Origin of the sequence: Salinicola halophyticus (assembly GCF_003206695.1) — a bacterium.
GTDB classification, from domain to species: domain Bacteria; phylum Pseudomonadota; class Gammaproteobacteria; order Pseudomonadales; family Halomonadaceae; genus Salinicola; species Salinicola halophyticus.
In genome coordinates this window covers 64,558-84,183 of record NZ_PZJN01000002.1, presented here as the reverse complement: position 1 = coordinate 84,183, position 19,626 = coordinate 64,558, and the positions used below count along the sequence as shown (strand labels likewise).

Here is a 19,626-nt window from a genome sequence, read left to right as displayed (position 1 = left end):
CCCTGCCTTACAATGAAGGTCATCGGCGCCACCGCGTCTTCGTCATGATTCCTGTCCGGAGTGCCTTCATGCAGCCCAACACCCCATCAGACTCCCCCAGCCCGCTCGAGCAATACATCGAACAGTTGCGCGCCATGGAGATCGACATCGAGGCGATGGATGCCCAGGCCGCGCGCATTCGCCAGGATCACCTCGAGTTCGTGCTGGTCGTCGCCACCGACGAGCCGGCTTTCTTTCAGTTGATGCTGCCCGGCGTGTGGCAGGCCGCTGATGCCGCCAACCGCCTGCTGCTGCTGGAAACCGCCAACGATGTGATGAACACGCTGAAAGCCGCCAAGCTGGTGGTGCACAACGAAGCCGTGCACGTCAGCGTGGAGCAGTTCGTCGAGGGGCCGGATCAGGGCGTGGCGCTGATCCCCGGGCTGCTGGAACTCCTCAAGAGCGCCGTTGCCGAATTCCAGGAACGTCTCGGCATGGGCGAGGCGCCGCGTGTACACTGATCATAAGTACGCTGATCGCAAGTACACTGATCATAAGTACGCTGATCGCAAGTACCCCAGTCGCAAGTACGCTGATAGCAGGGAAAGCGGCCTGGCGGCATCGATATCGTCAGTCGCTCGAAGCGACCCCTTTCTTACCCCCGATAAGGAGATCATCATGGCCGATTCCACTCACTTCGTGGTCATTGCCGAATTTCAGATCAAGCCGGGCCATGTGCCGGCCTTCCTCGCGCTGGCGCACAACGACGCCAGTGAATCGCTGAGCAACGAGGAAGGCTGTCTGGCGTTCGACGTGCTGACGCCGGAAGGTAGCGAAGACATCGTCGTGCTTCACGAAGTCTATCGTGATCGAGCTGCCTTCGAGCATCACATGCAGATGCCGCACTACCGGCCGTTCAAGGAAGGCACCGCGCCGCTGATCGACGGAGAACCCTCTGTCCGTTTCTTCTATACCGCCACCCGCCCCGAATAAGCCCATCGAGAAGAGGCGCCTGGCCGCCTCCGCTGGCCGCGTGGTATCGCCCGCGGCTACACTCGGCGTTTCCCGAACCCAACCGGACGCCGTTGCATGCCCCCGAACACCCCGCCTGTCACCTTCGGCCCCACGCCGCTATCCATAGAATCCGTCATCGCGCTGGCCGAACGCCGCGCCGAACCGACACTGGATACCGACCCGCAATGGCGCGCACGGATCGATCGGGGTGCGGCGGTGGTCGACGGCCTGCTGGACCGCGAGGGGCAGATCTATGGCATCACCACCGGCTACGGCGACTCCTGCGTCACCACGATTCCGCTCTCCCAGGTCGAGGCGCTGCCGCGTCAGCTCTACACGTTCCACGGCTGCGGGCTGGGTCGCTTTCTCGAACCCGAAGCGGCCCGCGCCGTGCTCGCTGCGCGGTTGCAATCGCTGTGTCAGGGCGTCTCCGGCGTGCGCTTCGCGCTGCTCGAGCGCCTTCACGCCTGCCTGCGGGAAGATTTGCTGCCCAGAATTCCCGAAGAAGGCTCGGTCGGCGCCAGCGGTGACCTGACACCTCTCTCCTACGTGGCGGCGATGCTGTGCGGTGAACGGGAGGTGATCTGGCGCGACGAAGTACGAACCGCAGCCGAAGCGCATGCCGAGCTGGGCTGGGAACCGCTGACGTTACGGCCCAAGGAAGCGCTGGCATTGATGAACGGCACCGCGGTGATGACCGCGCTGGCCTGCCAGGCATTCGGTCGCGCCGAGTATCTTTTGAAGCTCGCCACCCGCATCACCGCACTCAACGTCACCGCCCTGCGTGGCAACCCCAATCATTTCGAGGCGCGGCTATTCGAGGCCAAGCCACACCCCGGTCAATCCCGTGTCGCCGCGTGGCTGAGAGCCGATCTGGAACTGGAAAATCTGCCGCCGCAGCAGCGCCTGCAGGATCGCTACTCGCTACGCTGCGCGCCGCATGTACTGGGCGTGCTGGCGGATAGTCTCGGCTGGCTGCGCGGCTTCATCGAGATCGAGCTCAACAGCGCCAACGACAACCCCCTGATCGACCCGGATGCGGGCGATGTCATGCATGGCGGCCACTTCTACGGCGGCCATATCGCCTTCGCCATGGACAGCCTCAAGACACTGACCGCCAACGTCGCCGACCTGCTCGACCGCCAACTGGCGCTGCTGGTCGACACCCGCTACAACCACGGTCTGCCGAGCAATCTTTCCGGCGCGCCGGCCGAGCGCGCGATGATCAATCACGGCTTCAAGGCCGTCCAGATCGGCACCTCCGCCTGGGCCGCCGAAGCGCTCAAGGGCACCATGCCCGCTAGCGTCTTCTCGCGCTCCACCGAGTGCCACAACCAGGACAAGGTCAGCATGGGCACCATCGCCGCCCGCGATGCCCTCCGCGTGCTCGAACTCACCGAACAGGTCGCCGCCGCCGCGCTGCTCGCCGGACTGCAGGGCGTCCATCTGCGGGGTGATCCCCTTCCCGTTCCGCTTGCCGAGATGGTCGAAACGCTGCGCGAAGAGTTCGCCCCGGTGGTCGAGGACCGCGCGCTGGATGGCGAGCTCAGGCTCTGCCTGGAGCGGATACGTGCGCGGCACTGGCCGCTCTATGAATGAGAGTTTCGCCATCCTTTTCTTGAAGACGGTGAACCATCTGGGAAATTCGTTGAGGTGACGGCCGCCACCCCACGACGCCTATTCAGAACGATGCCGAGCGATGAGCACACAAACCGGGGCGCGCGACATGGATGTCGCGCGAGGCGCGTTGGGACAAGGATGTCCCTAGGCGCCGACCCGAGTTTGGTGCTCAAACGCTCGGGACTTCATCGTTCTGTGGCGTCAAAAAGGGGAGCGCGAGGGGCCTGCCCCTCGTAATAACGCGCGCAAGGGCGGTTAATGTGCCATCAGTCGTAGCCTCACCAACATAGAACCAACCATCCGGCCAACCACCCATAAAAAAACCGGCCTGCCCCAGGGTACAGAACCCCAGGGCAAGCCGGCTTTCTTCATGACGCCGATTCTAGTGTCAGTCGACCCTCACATCAATCAACCCACACGCGGGCATTGCGGAACATCCGCATCCACGCGCCGTCCTGCGTCCACTCCGACGGGCGCCAGGAGTTGGTCACCGCGCGGGCGACGCGTTCGGGGTGCGGCATCATGATGGTGACGCGCCCGTTGGGCGTGGTCAGGCCAGTGATGCCGGCCGGCGAGCCGTTGGGGTTGGCTGGATAACGGCTCGTGACCTGGCCCTCGTTATCGATGTAGCGCATCGCGATCTGGCCGCTGTTCTGCATGCTGCGCAGGTGACCGCTGTCCTCGAACAGCGCCTGGCCTTCGCCATGGGCGACGGCGATCGGCAGGGTCGAGCCGGCCATGCCGGCCAGCAGGATCGACGGGCTCTCCTCGACCTGAACCATCGACACCCGCGCCTCGAACTGCTCCGAGCCGTTGCGCACGAAGCGCGGCCAGCGCTCGGCGCCGGGGATCAACTCTTTCAGCTGCGAGAACATCTGACAGCCGTTGCAGACACCCAAGCCAAACGTATCCTCGCGGGCAAAGAAGGCCGCGAACTGATCGCGAGCGCGGGGGTTGTAGAGCGCCGACTTGGCCCAGCCGCCGCCGGCGCCGAGCACATCGCCATAGGAGAAGCCGCCGCAGCCGACCAGCCCTTTCATTTCTTCCAGACCGACGCGACCGGCAAGAATGTCGCTCATGTGGACGTCGACCGCTTCGAAGCCAGCGTGATCGAAGGCCGCGGCCATTTCCATGTGACCGTTGACGCCCTGCTCGCGCAGGATCGCCACCCGCGGGCGTACGCCACGTTGAATGTATGGCGCGGCGATATCCTCGTCGACATCGAAGGTCGGATTGGCCGAAAGTCCCGGATCACGCAGGTTGAGCAGGCCGTCGAACTCGCTCTTGGCAGCCTCCGGATTGTCACGCAGCGCCTGCATTCGATAGCTGGTTTCCGACCAGATCCGCTGCGTCATGGCGCGGGTGGTTTCCAGCAGCGGTTCTTCGAACAGCGTCACGCGGATCTGGTCGTCGTAGCGCGGCCGGGCGATCACGCCGCAGGTCTCGAGGCCGGCGGCGGCAAGCTGCGCCAGCACGAACTCGGTTTCCTGACGGTTGACCTGAATCACCGCGCCGAGCTCTTCGGCGAACAGCGCATCGACCGCGCCGACGGCATCGTCGGTGAGCCAGTCGAGCTTGATCTCGAGCCCGCCGCGGCCGGCAAAAGCCATTTCCAGCAGCGTCACGATCAGACCGCCGTCGCTACGGTCGTGATAGGCCAGCAGCTTGCCGTCGGCGTTGAGCCCCTGAATGACGCTGAAGAACGCCGCCAGGTCTTCGGCTTCGTCGAGATCCGGGCAGACGTTGCCGACCTGACCGTAGACCTGGGCCAGGGCCGAACCGCCGAGACGGTTCTGGCCGCGGCCGAGATCGATCAGGATCAGATCGCTTTCGTCCTGATCGAGCCGCAGCTGCGGCGTCAGCGTTCGCAGCGCATCGGTGACCGGGGCAAAACCGGTAATGTTCAGCGTCAGCGGCGCGGTGATGCTCTTCTCGTCGCGGCGGTCGCCCTCTCCGACCTGCCAGGCCGTGCGCATGGACATCGAGTCCTTGCCCACCGGCACGGCGATACCCAGCGCCGGGCAGAGTTCCATGCCCACCGCGTGGACCGCGTCGTACAGCGCCTGATTCTCGCCGGCATGGTCGGCGGCGCTCATCCAGTTGGCGGAGAGCTTGATATCGGAAAGCGCCGCAATCGGCGCGGCAGCGAGATTGGTGATCGCCTCGGCCACCGCCAGACGCGCGCTGGCGGCAGGATCGATCAGCGCCACCGGCGGGCGTTCGCCCATCGCCATCGCTTCGCCGGCGTGGGTGTCGTAGCTTGAGGTGGTCACCGCGCAGTCGGCCACCGGCACCTGCCACGGGCCGACCATCTGGTCGCGAGCCACCATACCGGTGATCGAACGATCGCCGATGGTGATCAGAAAGCTCTTGGACGCCACCGCCGGTAGCCGCAGCACGCGGTCCAGCGCTTCGCGCAGATCGAGATTGTCGAGGCCGAGGCCCGGCAGGTTGAGCGTGTGGCGATCGAAGCTGCGCTGCATCTTCGGTGGCTTGCCGAACAGCACGCTCATCGGCAAGTCGACCGGATCAGCCTCGAAATGCCCATCGCGGACGGCCAGGTGGTGTGCCTCGGTGGCTTCGCCGACCACGGCATAGGGGCAACGCTCGCGGGTACACAGCGCATCGAAACGCTCGAGCTGCTCGGGTGTCACCGCCAGCACGTAGCGCTCCTGGGCTTCGTTGCACCAGATTTCCAGCGGGCTCATGCCGGGTTCGGCGTTGGGCACCGCGCGCAGATCGAACAGGCCGCCGCGGCCGCCATCCTTGACCAGCTCAGGCAGGGCGTTGGAAAGCCCACCGGCGCCGACGTCATGGATGAACGCGATGGGGTTGTCGTCACCCAGCGCCCAGCAGCGATCGATCACTTCCTGGGCGCGACGTTCGATCTCGGGGTTATCGCGCTGCACTGAGGCGAAGTCGAGATTCTCGCTGGAGGTGCCGGACGCCATCGACGAGGCGGCGCCGCCGCCAAGGCCGATCAGCATCGCCGGGCCGCCCATCACGATCAGCTTGGCGCCGATGGGAATCTCGCCCTTGAGGACATGACCATCACGCACGTTGCCGTAGCCGCCGGCCAGCATCACTGGCTTGTGATAGCCGCGACGCTCGATGCCATCGGCGCCCACCGCATCGAGCTCGAAAGTGCGGAAGAAGCCGTTGAGATTGGGCCGGCCGAACTCGTTGTTGAACGCCGCACCGCCGATCGGGCCTTCGAGCATGATGTCGAGCGCCGACTGGATCCGCTCGGGCTTGCCGTAGTCGAAGGCTTCCCACGGCTGCACGAACTCGGGAATCCGCAGATTGGAGACGGTAAAGCCGGTCAGGCCGGCCTTGGGCTTGCCGCCACGCCCGGTGGCACCCTCGTCGCGGATCTCGCCGCCGGCACCGGTGGCAGCGCCCGAATGCGGCGCGATCGCCGTCGGGTGGTTGTGAGTCTCCACCTTCATCAGAATGTGGATCGGTTCCTGAGTCGCGCCGTAGACCTGGTTCTGCGGCGAAGGGAAGAACCGCCCCGCCGTCGGCCCTTCGATCACCGCGGCGTTATCGCTGTAGGCCGAAAGCACCTTGTCGCCGGACTGCTCGAAGGTGTTCTTGATCATCTTGAACAGCGAATGGGTCTGCGGTTCGCCGTCGATCAGCCAGTCGGCGTTGAAGATCTTGTGGCGGCAGTGCTCGGAGTTGGCCTGGGCGAACATCATCAGTTCGACGTCGGTCGGATTGCGCCCCAGCGCCTGAAACGCGTCGACCAGGTAGTCGATCTCGTCATCGGCCAGCGCCAGACCCAGCTCGTCATTGGCGTCCGCCAGCGCCGCTCGGCCGCCGCCCTTCACGTCCACCGTCGCCAGCGGCGTCGGCTGATGATGCGAGAACAGCTTGGCCGCATCGCTTGCGTCGAACAGCACGGTCTCGGTCATGCGGTCGTGCAGACATGCCACCATGGCGTCGTAGGCTTCGGCGCCCGGGGCACTCTTCAGCGTCACTCGGTAGGCGATACCGCGCTCGATGCGCGCGATCTGTTCGAGCCCGCAGTTGTGCGCGATATCGGTAGCCTTGGAGGACCACGGCGAGATCGTGCCGATGCGCGGTACCACCAGAAACAGGTGACCCTCAAGCGGCGCATCACGATCGGATCCGCCGCCCCCGCCCCCTTGGCCTTCAGCGTTTTGGAAACCATGGCTTTGAAAACCATAGTCCAGCAATCGCTCGAGCACCTGGCGGGGCTGCTCATCGAGCTCGTCTTGATGATCGACGGAAAGAACATCGACGAAGTGAACGTAGTGCGCCGTGACGGACTCGACTTCGGGCGCGACGGCACGAAGATCGGCGAGCAGTTTGGCGTGACGGAATGCAGATAGCGCAGGCGCGCCTTGCAATTCGAGCATGGCGAGGAAAGCCTCCAGGACGGTCGAGGATCGCGTCCGTCTCATTCGAAACGGCCATTGCGAGACGGGGCGGCGATGCCGGATCAGGGCGATATCATACTGGAAAGCGGCGGCGCTCGCTAAGCCAACGCCGCGAGATCCATGGCATGTTTCGATACGCGCCAGACGCTGGTCGGAGCGGGACATGGCGCCCGCGTTCCGGGATACATAGCCTGGTAGCCAATAGATGACAGCAGGACGATCGCCGGATATGGTGTGCCGTCACGCTGTCACCGATCCCACTGCATGTCCAAGCTCTCGACACGCCTGCGACTCGTGCTGACGGTGCTACTGGCGTTGGCCACTCTCCTGTGCCCCGCTCAGCTGGCGCTGCGCTTCAGCGACGGGCTCGATCCGATCCGCAAACGCGATTTCCTGCAGGTCGCCACCCGCAATGGACCCATCACCTTCTATGCGGGAGGCCACGGCCCGACCGGCTTCGAATACGAACTGATGCGACGTTTCGCGCAGTCGCTGGGCGTCAGCCTGGCAGTCGACAGCGAGACGCGGATCGCCGACGTCTTCGACCACGTACGCGAAGGCGACGCGGACATGGGTGCCGCGGCACTCACGCTGGATCTCGACCGGCCGGGCATTCGCTACAGCGAGCCGATCCTGACGCTGCAGCCGATGGTGGTCTATCGTCGCGGGCTGCCCCCGGTGCGCACTCTCGACGATCTCGTGGGTCTGCGCATCGGCGCCATCGCCGACTCCGGAACGGCGGCCGCGTTGCGCGCACAGCAGAAGAATCTGCCGGGACTCGGCTGGCGCGAGGCGGACGGTGTGACCATCGCCGACCTGATGGAGATGGTCGAACGAGACGATCTCGACGCGGCCGTCGTCTACACCCACCAGTTCCAGCTCAATCGACTATTCTTCCCCAACGTCGAGCGGGGCTTCCCGCTGGGCAAACCCATGAGCCTGAGCTGGGCGTTCGCCGCGGATCAGCCGATCGATCTGCTTACGGCCGCCAACCACTTCCTGGACGCGCAACGCCGAAACGGCACCCTGGACGAACTCGTCGGGCGCTATTTCGGTCACGACGACTATCTCGAGTACGTCGGCGCCCGATTGTTCATACGCCACGTGAGCAATCGCCTGCCGCGCTTCCTGCCGTATTTCAAGGAAGCCGCACGCGACACCGGATTCGACTGGCGGCTGCTGGCCGCGCTGGGCTTTCAGGAATCGCACTGGAAGCCCGGCGCCGAGTCACCGACCGGCGTTCGCGGGCTGATGATGCTGACCCGCCCCACCGCCAAGGAGATCGGCATCGACGACCGCCTGGACCCGCGCCAGAGCGTCGACGGCGGGGCCCGGTACCTGCTCCAGGTCAAGCAGCGGCTGTCCGAAGACATTCCCGAGCCGGACCGGACCTGGATGGCACTCGCCGCCTACAACGTCGGCCTGGGCCATCTCTTCGATGCCCAGGAGATCGCTCGCCTGCGCGGCGGCAACCCCGAGCGCTGGGCCGACGTCCGCGAAGCCCTGCCGCTGCTGCAGCAGCGCGAGTGGTACTCTCGGGTGGGCCACGGTTACGCTCGTGGTGGGGAACCGGTAATCTACGTGCGCAACATTCGCCGTTATTACGAGATACTCAAGTACGTCAACCGAAGCCAGCAGCAGTTCAATCAGTTAGGCGAGCGAGCCCTCGAGGGAGAGGAAAGCCCTCCTTTCGAGGTCATTGCTCCGCTGCTGTAGTTCGTAATGCCTTGCTGATAACGCATCGTTGGCAACCCACCGTGGAGAACCCTAGCGACTATGGTGGTATCTCGTCTGTCGTTGTACCTGGCATTGCCGATTCTGCTGCTGGCGATCTGGCCCGGCGACGAACCCGGGCAGCGCTGGATCCTGATGCCGCTGGTAGGCGCGCTGTGGCTGGGCCAGCTTGCCGCGTCCCAGGATTGGCACAGGGCCAGCCGCTGGCTGCTGATTCCCATCGGACTCCTGACCCTGGCGATCATCAGCAGCTTTCTGATCGCCGAAAACTGGCTGAGCGTCGACGTCTGGCAGCGGTGGCTCGATCATCTCCCCGGCCACTGGGAGTTCTTTCACAGCCGACCTCCCATTCTGTCGCTGAGCATCGTCTTCGGATTGATTCTCAACGTCCTACTGCTTTCGCGCCTGGGCCTCGGTTCGCCGATTCTGCTGCTGCTGGTCGCCATGGGCGGCAGCTGGCTCAGCTATCGCTCACTGACGCCGCCGCCGGAATACGCGTCCGGCATGGTCAGCATACCGCTGCCGATTCTGGCTTCGCTGTGGCTGCTCTGGTTCGCCCAGGGGCTGGTGCTGTATCCCACGCTTCGCTGCTATTGGCGGCGCATCGTGACGCCGCTGATGATCGGCGGATCGATCGCGCTGCTGGCCATGATCAGTTGGCAGGAGCAGCGTCAGACCGACAATCAGCGTCTCTACAATCTCGCTGCCGACGAAGGCAACGACATCGCCACCCGGCTGGCTTCCGAAACGTCCGCCCATCTCGAGGCGATGCGGCGCTTCACCAGCTTCTGGAACATGATGGATCATGTACCCACCCGCTCGGAGTGGGAGCAGCAGGCCAAGCGCTATCACGACGATTTCAGCTACTTCCGCAATATCGGCTTCGTCGATCTCGATGGCACCGTCATCCGCGTCTACCCGTTGCGGGGAAACCAGTCGGTACTCGGCGTCAATCTCTACGCGTCGGATCCTTCCGCCAGGGAGGCGCTGGATCGCCCCCTGATCTACGGTATCGAAGGCCAGACCGGCATCATCGATTTCCTGCAGGGCGGACGGGGCGTCGTCAGCTACCTGCCGGTCCGCGATGCGGTCGACGGCACGCTGCGAGGCGCCGTCGCCATGGTGGTGAGCGTGGACAATCTGCTCAATTCACTGCTGGCGCAGACCGATAACCAGGACCGGGCGGTGACGCTCCGTGGCGGCGATCGGCTCTATTTTCACTACGGTCCGCTAGGTGACCTCGCCGACTGGAGCTACCGACAGACGGTGGCCCTGGGTACCGATCGGCTGACGCTCAGCGTGAAGCCTTCACTGCACTGGTTGGAAGCCAATCGCGACAGACTGCCGGACATCACGTTGGTGTTCGGCATTGTGCTTGCCTACCTGCTGCACATGGTGCTTTACATCTACCGTCGGCTGACGCATCAGCACCGTCTGGCCAACCGAACCAATGTCTCGTTGCGCGAAGAGATAAGAGAGCGCGAACGGCTGCAGCAGGAGATCGAGTGGATCGCCCGGCACGATGAGCTGACGCACCTGCCCAACCGGCGCGAGCTGCTGCGCTGGATGGATATCCAGAGCGAGCCGCTGCCGCTGGCGCTGATGATCTGCGATCTCGATCACTTCAAGAACGTCAACGATCACTTCGGCCATCTGGAAGGCGATCGCTATCTCAAGACGATCGCGCAGTGCTGTCGCCTGCCGGTGGAGCGCGCCGGGGGAATGTTCGCCCGCTACGGCGGCGAGGAGTTCGTCGCCTGCCTGCCGCGGTGCGATCGCCACCGAGCCGAAGAGATCGCCGAAGCCCTGTGCCGGGCGGTTGCCGACAGCGGCCTCGTCCAGCCCGATGGCGAACCGGTGACGTTGAGTATCGGAGTCAACGTCACCGAGACCTTGTCGATACATCGCGACCGGATCTTCCAGGCGGCCGATGACTCGCTGTATCGCGCCAAGCAGAATGGCCGCAATCGCGTCGTTCTCGCCGACGCCCTCTAAAACCGGAGCGTCGCAAGAGCCGTCCGTCCGTCCGAATCGGGGTTCAAGGGAATTCATGGCTCAAGAGGATTCGTGGCTAGAGAAGCTTCGTGGCCAGAGAGAATTCGTGGCTCAAGAGGATTCGTGGCTCGCGTGGTTCGCATCGCCCGCTGGCGATGGCTCGCGCTGGCGGCGCTCCCGGAAGAACTGCTGAAGCAGTCGCCTGGCCGGGGCAGCGAGCACGCCGCCGACGATTTCGACGCGATGGTTGAACCACGGCTGGGCAAACAGATTGGCCCGGGATTCGACCATGCCGCCCTTGGGCTCGGCGGTGGCGTAGACGACCCGCCGGACGCGGGCATGAATGATCGCTCCCGTACACATCAGGCAGGGTTCGAGGGTGACGAACAGCGTGCAACCGTCCAGCCGATAATTGCTCAGGCCCGATGCCGCGTTGCGCAGCGCCTGCACTTCGGCATGGGCGGTGGGGTCCTGGCCGCTAACCGGGCAGTTGTAGCCCGCGCCGATCACCTCGCCGGCAGGATCGACCACCACCGCGCCCACCGGCACCTCGCCACGCTCGAACGCCATTTGCGCCTGTTCCAGCGCCCGGTGCATGTAGAATTCATCGCTGCGCATCGTGCTCATCCCGTGTTGCGGCATCGCGGCCCGGTCTCTTGCGCTCGCGAGCCGGTCTGAGGTCGTCGCCGTCGCGGCGGGCTGCCGTCTAGCAGGATATACTCGCGGCAAGCCTGATTCGAAAGCCTTGCTCGAAAGCCTGATTCGAAAAAGCCTGATTCGAAAAAGCCTGATTCGCAAAGCTTCACTGACGTGCCATCAAGGATACCCGAATGACACAAGCGCTGAACGACCTGATCCAGCTTCTCGGCCTGGAAGCGCTGGAAGAGAATCTGTTCCGTGGTCAGAGCCAGGATCTGGGGCTGCCCCAGCTGTTCGGTGGGCAGGCGCTGGGGCAAGCCGCCGCTGCCGCGACTCGCACGGTGCCCGAAGACCGTTATCTGCACTCGCTGCACGGCTATTTTCTGCGCCCCGGCGATGCCCAGCTGCCGGTGATCTACTCCGTCGACCGCGTTCGCGACGGCGGCAGTTTCACCACGCGACGCGTCACCGCGATTCAGAAAGGCAAACCGATCTTCTTCTGCAGCGCCTCGTTCCAGGGCCGCGAGCACGGCCTGAGTCATCAACCCGACATGCCGGAAGTGCCGTCTCCGGAGGCGCTGCTTGCCGAGGGCGAGGCGGTTCATCAGCGTTTCCGCGGGCATCCCGTCGAGTTCATCACGGTCGAGGAGTGCCGCGAGCGACCGCCCTCGCGGATGATCTGGTTCCGCATGGGCGGCGGCCCGATGCCGCAAGACCCGGCACTGCACCGCTACCTGCTCGCCTACAGCTCCGATTTCAATCTGCTGTTGACCTCGCTGCTGGCCCACGACGTGGAGTTCGGCGATCCGCGCCTGCGGATTGCCAGCCTGGATCATGCGCTGTGGATCCACGAGGACCCGAAAGTCGACGAGTGGCTGCTCTACGTCATGGAAAGCCCGTGGGCGGGGGGCGCGCGCGGCTTCGCGCGCGGCAGCTTCTACAATCGCGAGGGTAGGCTGATCGCATCGACGGCGCAGGAAGGGTTGGTGAGGGTTCAGCCCTGAGCCGCGAGCCGCGAGCCGCGAGCCGCGAGCCGCGAGCCGCGAAAATCAGAGTGAAGTTTCCGGTACAAAAAATGCCAGCGACGAACGTCGCTGGCATTTTCTTCTGGCGTCCCGAAGCCGGCGTCAGGTTTTAGCTTTTAGCCCGTAGCTGCTTTCTACAGCGCCCCAAACTCGGCGCAGGCTCGTAGCTCGTAGCTCGTAGCTCGTAACTATCAGGCGTCCTTGATCGAGGCCATGTCGATCACGAAGCGGTACTTCACGTCGCCCTTCTGCATCCGCTCCCAAGCTTCGTTGATCTGATCGATATTGATCATCTCGACGTCGCAGGTGATGCCTTTTTCGGCGCAGAAATCGAGCACTTCCTGGGTTTCCGGCATGCCGCCGATCAGCGAACCCGCCAGCACCCGCCGACGGAACACCAGATTGGCACCGGATACCGCCGGATCAAGCGGCTCGAGCAGGCCGACCAGAATATGGGTGCCGTCCGGCTTCAAGGCGTTGAGATACGGGTTGATGTCGTGCTGGACCGGCACCGTGTCGAGCATGAAGTCGAAGGTCTCGGTGATCGCGCCCATCTCATCTTCGTTGGTCGAGATCACCACGTGATCGGCGCCCTGCTTCTTCGCCTCGGCCTTCTTGGACTCGGAACGGGTGAACAGCGTGACTTCGGCACCCAGCGCCTTGGCGAGCTTGACGCCCATGTGGCCGAGGCCGCCCATGCCGATGATGCCAACCTTGTCGCCCGGCTTGACACCGTAGTGCTTGAGCGGCGAATAGGTGGTGATACCGGCGCACAGGATCGGCGCAGCGGATTTGAGATCGATACCGTCGGGCATGCGCACGACGAAGCGCTCGCTGACCACGACCTTGTCGGAGTAGCCGCCCTGGGTCAGGGTGCCGTCATGCTTGTCCGGGCTGCCGTAGGTCATCACGAACCCTTCGGCACAGTAGTTCTCGAGCCCGTCGTTGCAAGCCTGGCACTGGCGGCACGAGTCGACCATGCAGCCGACGCCGACCAGATCGCCAACCTTGTACTGATTGACGTCGTCACCGACGGCAGTGACGCGGCCGACGATTTCGTGACCCGGCACCACCGGATAGGAAGCCATGCCCCAATCATCGCGGGCGAAGTGCAGATCGCTGTGGCAGACGCCGCAGTAGAGAATGTCGATGGAGACATCGTCCGGCCGCGGTGCGCGGCGCTCGAAATCCCAGGCTTCCAGCGGTGACGTGGCGGAATGTGCGGCGTAACCCTTGGAGGGCGCGGCGGTAGCTTGTGTCATCTGGATGACTCCCCATGAAAGATGGGTGAATGAATGGATCGTGCGCCCAGTGTGGTCGACAACTCGCTCGGCGGCCATGCCGTTTCCTCTGCAACGTCTGCTCGATCCTCTTCAATCCAGGAGGCCACTACCTCTGTCCGGCCGGACTCATGCACAATACGCTGAACCTGTCTATCCTCATCAGCGCGAGGTCGTCATGCTCGATCGCCTTTCCGAACCATCCCGACTCCACCGCGGCCCTACGAATCCGTCTGTCGACGCTTCGAGGCCTAACGTGTCCTGGGCCTCGCGACTGGCCCGGACGCTGGCGCCGCTGGCCACGGCCGACGGCTTCTCCGAGACCGCCATCGACGGCGTCAGACTGATCGCTTCCGGATGCGGCCATCCGCGCACGCCGTTGATCTACGAACCCGGGATATTCGTCATCGCCCAGGGCGACAAGATCGGTTATCTGGGAGACCGGGTCATTCACTATGGACCCGGCAACTATCTGGTCCAGGCGATGCCGCTACCGTTCGAGTGCGAAACGCTCGCCCGCGCCGATGCGCCGTTGCTGGGTATCTCGATTGCCGTCGACCCGTTGACGTTGAGCGAGCTGGTGCATCATCTGCCCGCGCCGTCCGGTGTCGATCGTGGCGCCCCCGAGCCCATGGCGGCGGTCGCACTCGACGACGCCATGGCGGAAGCCGTGCAACGCCTGGCGCTGTGCCTGCAGGACGAACACGCCAGCCGGGCCCTCGGCGCGGGGCGGGTGCGGGAGGTACTGTTCGCCGCGCTCAATGGCCCGCAGGGGCAGTCCCTGCGCCAGCTGGTACAGCAGCATGGCCACTACGCGCGCATCGCCGAATCGTTGAACTATCTCCATCGCCACTTTGCGCTGCCGTTGACGGTAGAGACGCTCGCCGAGCGCGCCAACATGAGCGCCTCCCACTTTCATCACCACTTCAAACGCACCACGCAGCTATCGCCGGTGCAGTATCTCAAACGGCTGCGATTGCTCCGGGCGCGAGTTCTCCTCGGCCAGCAGCGCATCAACGTCTCTCGCGCCGCCGCCGATGTCGGTTATCGCAGCACCTCGCAGTTCAGCCGCGAGTACAAGCGCTATTTCGGCGTCAGCCCATCGCAGAGCTGAGCGCAGCGATAGAAACAGACCCAAGCGCAGCGATAGAAACAGACCCCAGCGCAGCGATAGAAACAGACCCAAGCGCAGCGGTATGAAAAGACCTAGGCGAAGAGATTCATCAGCCCGCGAATCAGGTAATAAGCGCCCACCACGGTGACGATCCAGCGTGTCCAGTAGCGAAAACCGTCGTCGGTGAGCCGCGCCAGCACCAGATTGCCGGTGCGCGTGCCCAGAAAAGCGAAGGGAATCGCCAGCGCCACCCAGCCCCACTCGCCGCTGTCCATCGCCATCGCCGCCTGCCAGTAGAAGAGAATCTTGAGGCTGTGCGCGATCACCTGGATGGTGGCCTTGGTCGCCACCACGGTGCGTCGGTCGAGCTGGGTGCGGATGAAGCCGATATCGATGGTCGGGCCCGAGACCCCGACCGCGATGGTCAGGCCGCCGGAGACGAGGCCGCACATGACCGCATGGCCTGGCCGCGAGACATCGAAGTGGAACCAGCGTTTGGGAATCCACACCATCACCGGCATCAGCCCCAGCACGATCAGCACCACCGTCTCGCTGGGCGAATAGCGCACCAGCGTCAGCAGCGCCGCCGCGATCAATACCCCGCAGGCGATCATGCCGACGATTCGCCACTCGATGAATCGTCGCGACAGCCAGGCCCGCGAGGCGTTGGCGGTGAGCTGGATCACGCCATGCACCGCGATCGCCGTCGCCGCCGGCAGCCAGGCCAGCAGAAAGCCCAGCAGCACCAAGCCGCCGGCCATGCCGAATACGCCGGACAGCACCGACGTCGAGAACACCACGGCCAGAAACAGCAACGCAACGGGGAACGCCATACGGGGTCTATACTCCAATGACGGGCCTCGGCGGCCCATGAAAAGATTCACGTCCGATGACGGATCCGCCCGCCTGACAGACGGGCCACGCGCATCGGCACCTCAATACACCGGAACAGGGAACGCCCCATGCGTCGTTCTGAATTGCAGCTCATCCCTCTTTTCTTGGCCGCGGCGCTGCTGCCGCTGGCCGGCTCCGCCAGCGCTTCCAGCGATGCCGCGTGGCAAGAGCACGACCGCGCGGTCATCGAACAGTGCCAGGACGCCAGCCAGTTTCCGGACGCCGCGCCAGCGGGCGACCCGGTGCTGTTCGACGATGAAGCCGGGATGACGGCACTGCTGATCCAGGGTCACTATCCACAGAAACACATGAACGGCCAGGCCGGGCAGGAACTCTGCCTGTTCCGGCGCAGCAGCCAGGAGGTCTACATGGCCGACGCCGACAAGCTGGCGATCGGCTCCGATGCCCTTCCCAGCACCCCGACAGACGCCATCAGTGACGACGCCGAGTCCGAAGAGAGCGACCAGGACCCGTCGGCGTCGAGTGGCGACACGCCCTGATCAGCCCCCGCAGGGATTCCCCGGCGTCGACAGGATCCGCTGATAGAACGCCAGATCGAGCCAGCGATCGAACTTGTAGGCGGCCTGACGAACGGTTCCCGCGTGGCTGAAGTCCAGCTGTTCATGCAGCGCGATGCTCGCCGCATTGGAGGCGTCGATGCCGCCGATCAGGGTGTGATACTGCTGGGTCTCGGCGCGCTCGATCAGCGCCGTCATCAGTCGTCTGGCCACACCGCGCTGGCGAAAATCCCGGTCCACGTAGACCGAGTGCTCGACGCTGTAGCGATAGGCAGCATGAGGGCGAAACGGGCCGTAGCTGGCGAAGCCCATCAATCGGCCGCTGGCGTCGTCGAGCATGCCGATGACCGGCAAGTCGCCATCGCGTTTGGCCTGAAACCAGCCCTCGACGAACGCCGCGGTGCGCGGCTGATATTCGTAGAGCGCCGTGGTGTTGAGGATGGCATCGTTGAAGATCGCCAGCACGGCATCGCCGTGCCGGCCGAACTCACAGTCGATCAGGGTCAAGGTTCGGTTCTCGTCGTCGGGTCGGTGTTCGCCGTGCAGTTCAATACAGCGCGTTGACCTTGAGCTCGGCCAGCGGTTGCTCGTTGGCATCCTCGAGCACCAATCGCTGGCCCGATATCGAATAGTGCGCGGTGTCGGAAAGCGCCGCCAGCCAGGCCTGCTCCAGCGCCATCATCTCCGCGGGACATGCCATTCGGGTCGAGGCCAGCTGAGAAAAGGTCAGTGCATCGGCCTCCAGCATGTAACTGCCCATCAGTCGATTGCAGCCGGTCGAACCGGTCACACGCCCCTGGCCGTCGAGAACCAGATGCGCTTCACGCTGATTGTCCGCGACGGCCACCGGTTTGCCGTCGAGCGTCATCAACTTCCAATAGGTGCCGACCAGCGCCTCGCTGGCGGCCTGCGAGTCGCCAGCCGCCTGAGTATCGGCAACGGCCTGGGTATCGCTGCCGCCGGGGTTCGTGGCGCAGCCGGAAATGGCCAGGGTGGCGGCCAGAGCGGCATTAACGGTCAGCAGGGGAAAACGTGAAAGCACGGTGGCATTCCTCTTGTGGACAACGGATGAAAACGTATCTCGCGCGGGCGATCGCGCCGGCAATGCGGATCGCCCGACGGTCGTCGACTTTTCAGACAGCGCCTAGTGGCGTTCGATCATCGCGGTCAGATCGTCCGAGATCATCGGCAGCGTCTCTCGCCAGGAGAGATACGGCGTCGACCCGGTGCCGTTGACGAGTACCGCAAAACTGCCCCAGCGACCGCTCTCGGTTCGAAAATAACCGGCAATGGCGCGTACCGTCACCGGCTCGTTGAGCGTCCCCGTCTTCAGCATCACGTGATCCTGGAAGGTCTGGCTGCCGCGGCGGATGAAGTGCATCGGCCCGTTGGTCGGAACCTGCATGCCGGCGACGAAGGTGGGGAACAGCGACGCGCGGCCGTACATCGCACCGAGCAGCGCATTGAGATTCTGGGCGGAAACACGGTTTTCCGGTGTCAGGCCGCTACCGCTGTGCAAGGTGACCGGGCCATGTCCCGGCAGGCCGGCGGCGAATTGCTCCAGCGCGCGCCCCGCTTCGGGCAGCCCCTGCTGCGTGCCGGAGGTCAGATCCAGCGCCAGCGTGTCGGCCATGAAATTGTTCGAATAGTTGAGCGTGCGCAGCAGCAGCTCCTGCAGCGGCTTGCCTTCGACGGCGGCCAACGACTGCGCCGCGGCCGGCGGCGCCTGACGGCTGACCGCGTAACCGCCGCTGACCGGAATCCCGGACTGGCGCAGCAGCGACAACAGCGTCTGGCCGGTCTGGTCGGCCGGATCCGAGCTCGCCTTGTAGACCGGGCGCGGATAGCTGCCGGCGGGAATCTGCCCGCTGACGCGCAGCGTATCGCCCTGGCTGTCGGTCACTCGCTTGGCATAGAGGCTGGCCGAACCGCCGGCCGCCACCGTCTTCACGTCGTTCTCGATGCGAATGGTCGGCGCCACCGTGTCACAGCTGGTGATTCGCGCCGGCTGGCCGACGACGCCCGGCATCACCGTGGCACACCAGTTGCCGTAGTTGATGGCAGCGGACGAGAGCAGCGCGGCGTAGGCATTGGTGCCCTCCGTCCGGGTATCGCAGCGATCGGTCGTGATACAGCTGACCGGGCCGAAGCGCGCCTGGCTGACCACCAGTTGGCCGTCGACGCTGGAGACACCCCGCTCGCGCAGTTTCTGAATCAACTGCCACAGCGCCTCCGAGGTCAGCGCCGGGTCTCCGCCGCCCTCGAGCACCAGATCACCATGAAGCACGCCATCGCCGTCGAGCGCGCCGGTAGAGACGAAACGCGTGGTGAAACGATGCTGGGGTCCCCAGCGGTCCAGCGAGGCCGCCGCCGTATACAGCTTGGTAACCGAAGCTGGCGACAGCGATTGCGCCGGATTGATGGCGCCCAGCACTTCACCGCTGTCGAGCAGACGCGCCTGAGCACTGACCGCGAAGCCTTTGTCAGCCAGCCGGCCGACATGATCGAATCCGGCCGCCTGGGCGACGAAGGAGGCGACGGACAGGGACAACGCACCGATAAACACAGAACCACGACCTAGCCATCGCCGCATAATGGGATGCTCGCTCCGAAGAAAAATGAGGGCCAAACTGATCCAGAGCGTACCAACTAACGCTGTTCGGATGCGATGCCTGGCGTGATGTTAATACGATATATACCCCGTTCAGTCGACAACGGTTGCCGTCAGATCAACGCAGTAGCGCCACAGCGCCTGGCCGCTCTCGAAATACTTCTGCTCGAACGGCGTCAGGAAAGTCTGCTCGAGCGGCGTCATGGTCGAATCCCCCGGCACGAAGGCAGTGAGCTCGCCATCGACGCCACAGAGCGTTTCCACCCCCAGCGCGAACTCCTGAACATAGATTTTCCAGTTGGAGCGCAGTTCGAGCCGCCCCCCCAGCGCCAGTATCGCCGGAAAGACCGGATGCCCGTGCCAGCGCTTCTTGAGCTGCGTGCTCTTGGGATACGGGTTGGGATAGAGCAGATAATGCTCGACCGGGCGCCATTCGGCGGCAAGTGCCAAGCGCCAGAAATCGACCAGGTCGGCACGCACCAGCAGCGCGTTGTCCGGCAACGCGCCGTGATCGCGAGACAGCCGCTGTTCGCTGCGATCCACGCCGATCACGGCGTGGTCCGGATGATGCTGCGCCAGCCGCCGCGTGGATAAGCCCACACCGCAGCCGGCATCGAGAATCAGCGGCCTATCCTGCGCCGCCAGCCAGCGGCCCGCCCCATCGAAGGCATCGCGCGTGTGCGCCGCCGGCGGGCGTTGCCATTCGCCGTCGCGAGCTCGCTGAACGCGGCGTATCAGATCCTGGTGCGGCCCCAGCTGGCTGGAAGTGATGGCGCGGGAAGACGCTTGCATGGCGA

General features: G+C 64.5%; 16 protein-coding genes. 8 read left to right on the top strand and 8 right to left on the bottom strand.

Annotated features, from left to right (window positions below; translation table 11 throughout):
* Nucleotides 1-68: 68 nt before the first annotated feature.
* The 3 genes from DOM58_RS01950 (at nucleotide 69) to DOM58_RS01940 (ending at nucleotide 2,592) form a co-directional block, all read left to right on the top strand.
* Nucleotides 69-500: a hypothetical protein gene (locus tag DOM58_RS01950; RefSeq protein ID WP_075562236.1), complete on the top strand. Its 432-nt coding sequence runs from the start codon at nucleotides 69-71 to the stop codon at nucleotides 498-500.
* A gap of 157 nt (nucleotides 501-657) precedes the next feature.
* Nucleotides 658-972: a putative quinol monooxygenase gene (locus DOM58_RS01945; RefSeq protein WP_188113761.1), complete on the top strand. Its 315-nt coding sequence runs from the start codon at nucleotides 658-660 to the stop codon at nucleotides 970-972.
* Between the two features lie 96 nt (nucleotides 973-1,068).
* Nucleotides 1,069-2,592, top strand: coding sequence for an HAL/PAL/TAL family ammonia-lyase (locus DOM58_RS01940; RefSeq protein WP_110691568.1), 1,524 nt, complete (start codon nucleotides 1,069-1,071; stop codon nucleotides 2,590-2,592).
* 425 nt (nucleotides 2,593-3,017) lie between these two features.
* Here the strand turns inward: DOM58_RS01940 and purL are convergent, their stop codons facing one another.
* Nucleotides 3,018-6,998 carry a phosphoribosylformylglycinamidine synthase gene (gene purL, locus DOM58_RS01935; RefSeq protein WP_110691567.1) on the bottom strand — a complete coding sequence of 1,327 codons (3,981 nt, stop codon included), beginning with the start codon at nucleotides 6,996-6,998 and terminating at the stop codon, nucleotides 3,018-3,020.
* A gap of 285 nt (nucleotides 6,999-7,283) precedes the next feature.
* Between purL and mltF the strand changes: the two genes are divergently transcribed.
* Together mltF and DOM58_RS01925 are read left to right on the top strand one after the other, a co-directional pair.
* A complete protein-coding gene (mltF, locus tag DOM58_RS01930) occupies nucleotides 7,284-8,735 on the top strand; it encodes a membrane-bound lytic murein transglycosylase MltF (protein ID WP_110691566.1) in 1,452 nt (483 codons plus the stop codon).
* Between the two features lie 60 nt (nucleotides 8,736-8,795).
* A complete protein-coding gene (locus DOM58_RS01925; protein ID WP_110691565.1) occupies nucleotides 8,796-10,748 on the top strand; it encodes a sensor domain-containing diguanylate cyclase in 1,953 nt (650 codons plus the stop codon).
* 111 nt (nucleotides 10,749-10,859) lie between these two features.
* Here the strand turns inward: DOM58_RS01925 and tadA are convergent, their stop codons facing one another.
* A complete protein-coding gene (gene tadA / locus DOM58_RS01920; RefSeq protein WP_110691564.1) occupies nucleotides 10,860-11,366 on the bottom strand; it encodes a tRNA adenosine(34) deaminase TadA in 507 nt (168 codons plus the stop codon).
* Nucleotides 11,367-11,578: 212 nt separating this feature from the next.
* Between tadA and DOM58_RS01915 the strand changes: the two genes are divergently transcribed.
* Nucleotides 11,579-12,391 carry an acyl-CoA thioesterase gene (locus DOM58_RS01915; protein ID WP_075562229.1) on the top strand — a complete coding sequence of 271 codons (813 nt, stop codon included), beginning with the start codon at nucleotides 11,579-11,581 and terminating at the stop codon, nucleotides 12,389-12,391.
* Between the two features lie 212 nt (nucleotides 12,392-12,603).
* Here the strand turns inward: DOM58_RS01915 and DOM58_RS01910 are convergent, their stop codons facing one another.
* Nucleotides 12,604-13,674, bottom strand: coding sequence for an NAD(P)-dependent alcohol dehydrogenase (locus tag DOM58_RS01910; RefSeq protein ID WP_110691563.1), 1,071 nt, complete (start codon nucleotides 13,672-13,674; stop codon nucleotides 12,604-12,606).
* 274 nt (nucleotides 13,675-13,948) lie between these two features.
* Here DOM58_RS01910 and DOM58_RS01905 point away from each other — a divergent pair, with 274 nt between their 5' ends.
* On the top strand, nucleotides 13,949-14,806 hold the full coding sequence (locus DOM58_RS01905) for an AraC family transcriptional regulator (protein ID WP_245392108.1): 858 nt from the start codon (nucleotides 13,949-13,951) through the stop codon (nucleotides 14,804-14,806).
* A 92-nt stretch (nucleotides 14,807-14,898) separates the two neighbouring features.
* On the opposite strand, the gene DOM58_RS01900 is transcribed toward DOM58_RS01905, so the two are convergent.
* Nucleotides 14,899-15,639: a TSUP family transporter gene (locus DOM58_RS01900; RefSeq protein ID WP_110691561.1), complete on the bottom strand. Its 741-nt coding sequence runs from the start codon at nucleotides 15,637-15,639 to the stop codon at nucleotides 14,899-14,901.
* Nucleotides 15,640-15,768: 129 nt separating this feature from the next.
* Between DOM58_RS01900 and DOM58_RS01895 the strand changes: the two genes are divergently transcribed.
* Nucleotides 15,769-16,200 carry a hypothetical protein gene (locus DOM58_RS01895; RefSeq protein ID WP_075562226.1) on the top strand — a complete coding sequence of 144 codons (432 nt, stop codon included), beginning with the start codon at nucleotides 15,769-15,771 and terminating at the stop codon, nucleotides 16,198-16,200.
* On the opposite strand, the gene DOM58_RS01890 is transcribed toward DOM58_RS01895, so the two are convergent.
* From DOM58_RS01890 to trmB, 4 genes are all read right to left on the bottom strand, one after another.
* On the bottom strand, nucleotides 16,201-16,725 hold the full coding sequence (locus DOM58_RS01890; RefSeq protein ID WP_223162118.1) for a GNAT family N-acetyltransferase: 525 nt from the start codon (nucleotides 16,723-16,725) through the stop codon (nucleotides 16,201-16,203).
* 40 nt (nucleotides 16,726-16,765) lie between these two features.
* Nucleotides 16,766-17,260 carry an META domain-containing protein gene (locus DOM58_RS17650; RefSeq protein WP_110691559.1) on the bottom strand — a complete coding sequence of 165 codons (495 nt, stop codon included), beginning with the start codon at nucleotides 17,258-17,260 and terminating at the stop codon, nucleotides 16,766-16,768.
* 102 nt (nucleotides 17,261-17,362) lie between these two features.
* Nucleotides 17,363-18,784, bottom strand: coding sequence for a D-alanyl-D-alanine carboxypeptidase/D-alanyl-D-alanine endopeptidase (gene dacB / locus DOM58_RS01880; RefSeq protein WP_342588577.1), 1,422 nt, complete (start codon nucleotides 18,782-18,784; stop codon nucleotides 17,363-17,365).
* A gap of 138 nt (nucleotides 18,785-18,922) precedes the next feature.
* Nucleotides 18,923-19,621, bottom strand: a complete 699-nt coding sequence (gene trmB / locus DOM58_RS01875; protein ID WP_110691557.1) for a tRNA (guanine(46)-N(7))-methyltransferase TrmB — start codon at nucleotides 19,619-19,621, stop codon at nucleotides 18,923-18,925.
* Nucleotides 19,622-19,626 lie beyond the last annotated feature (5 nt).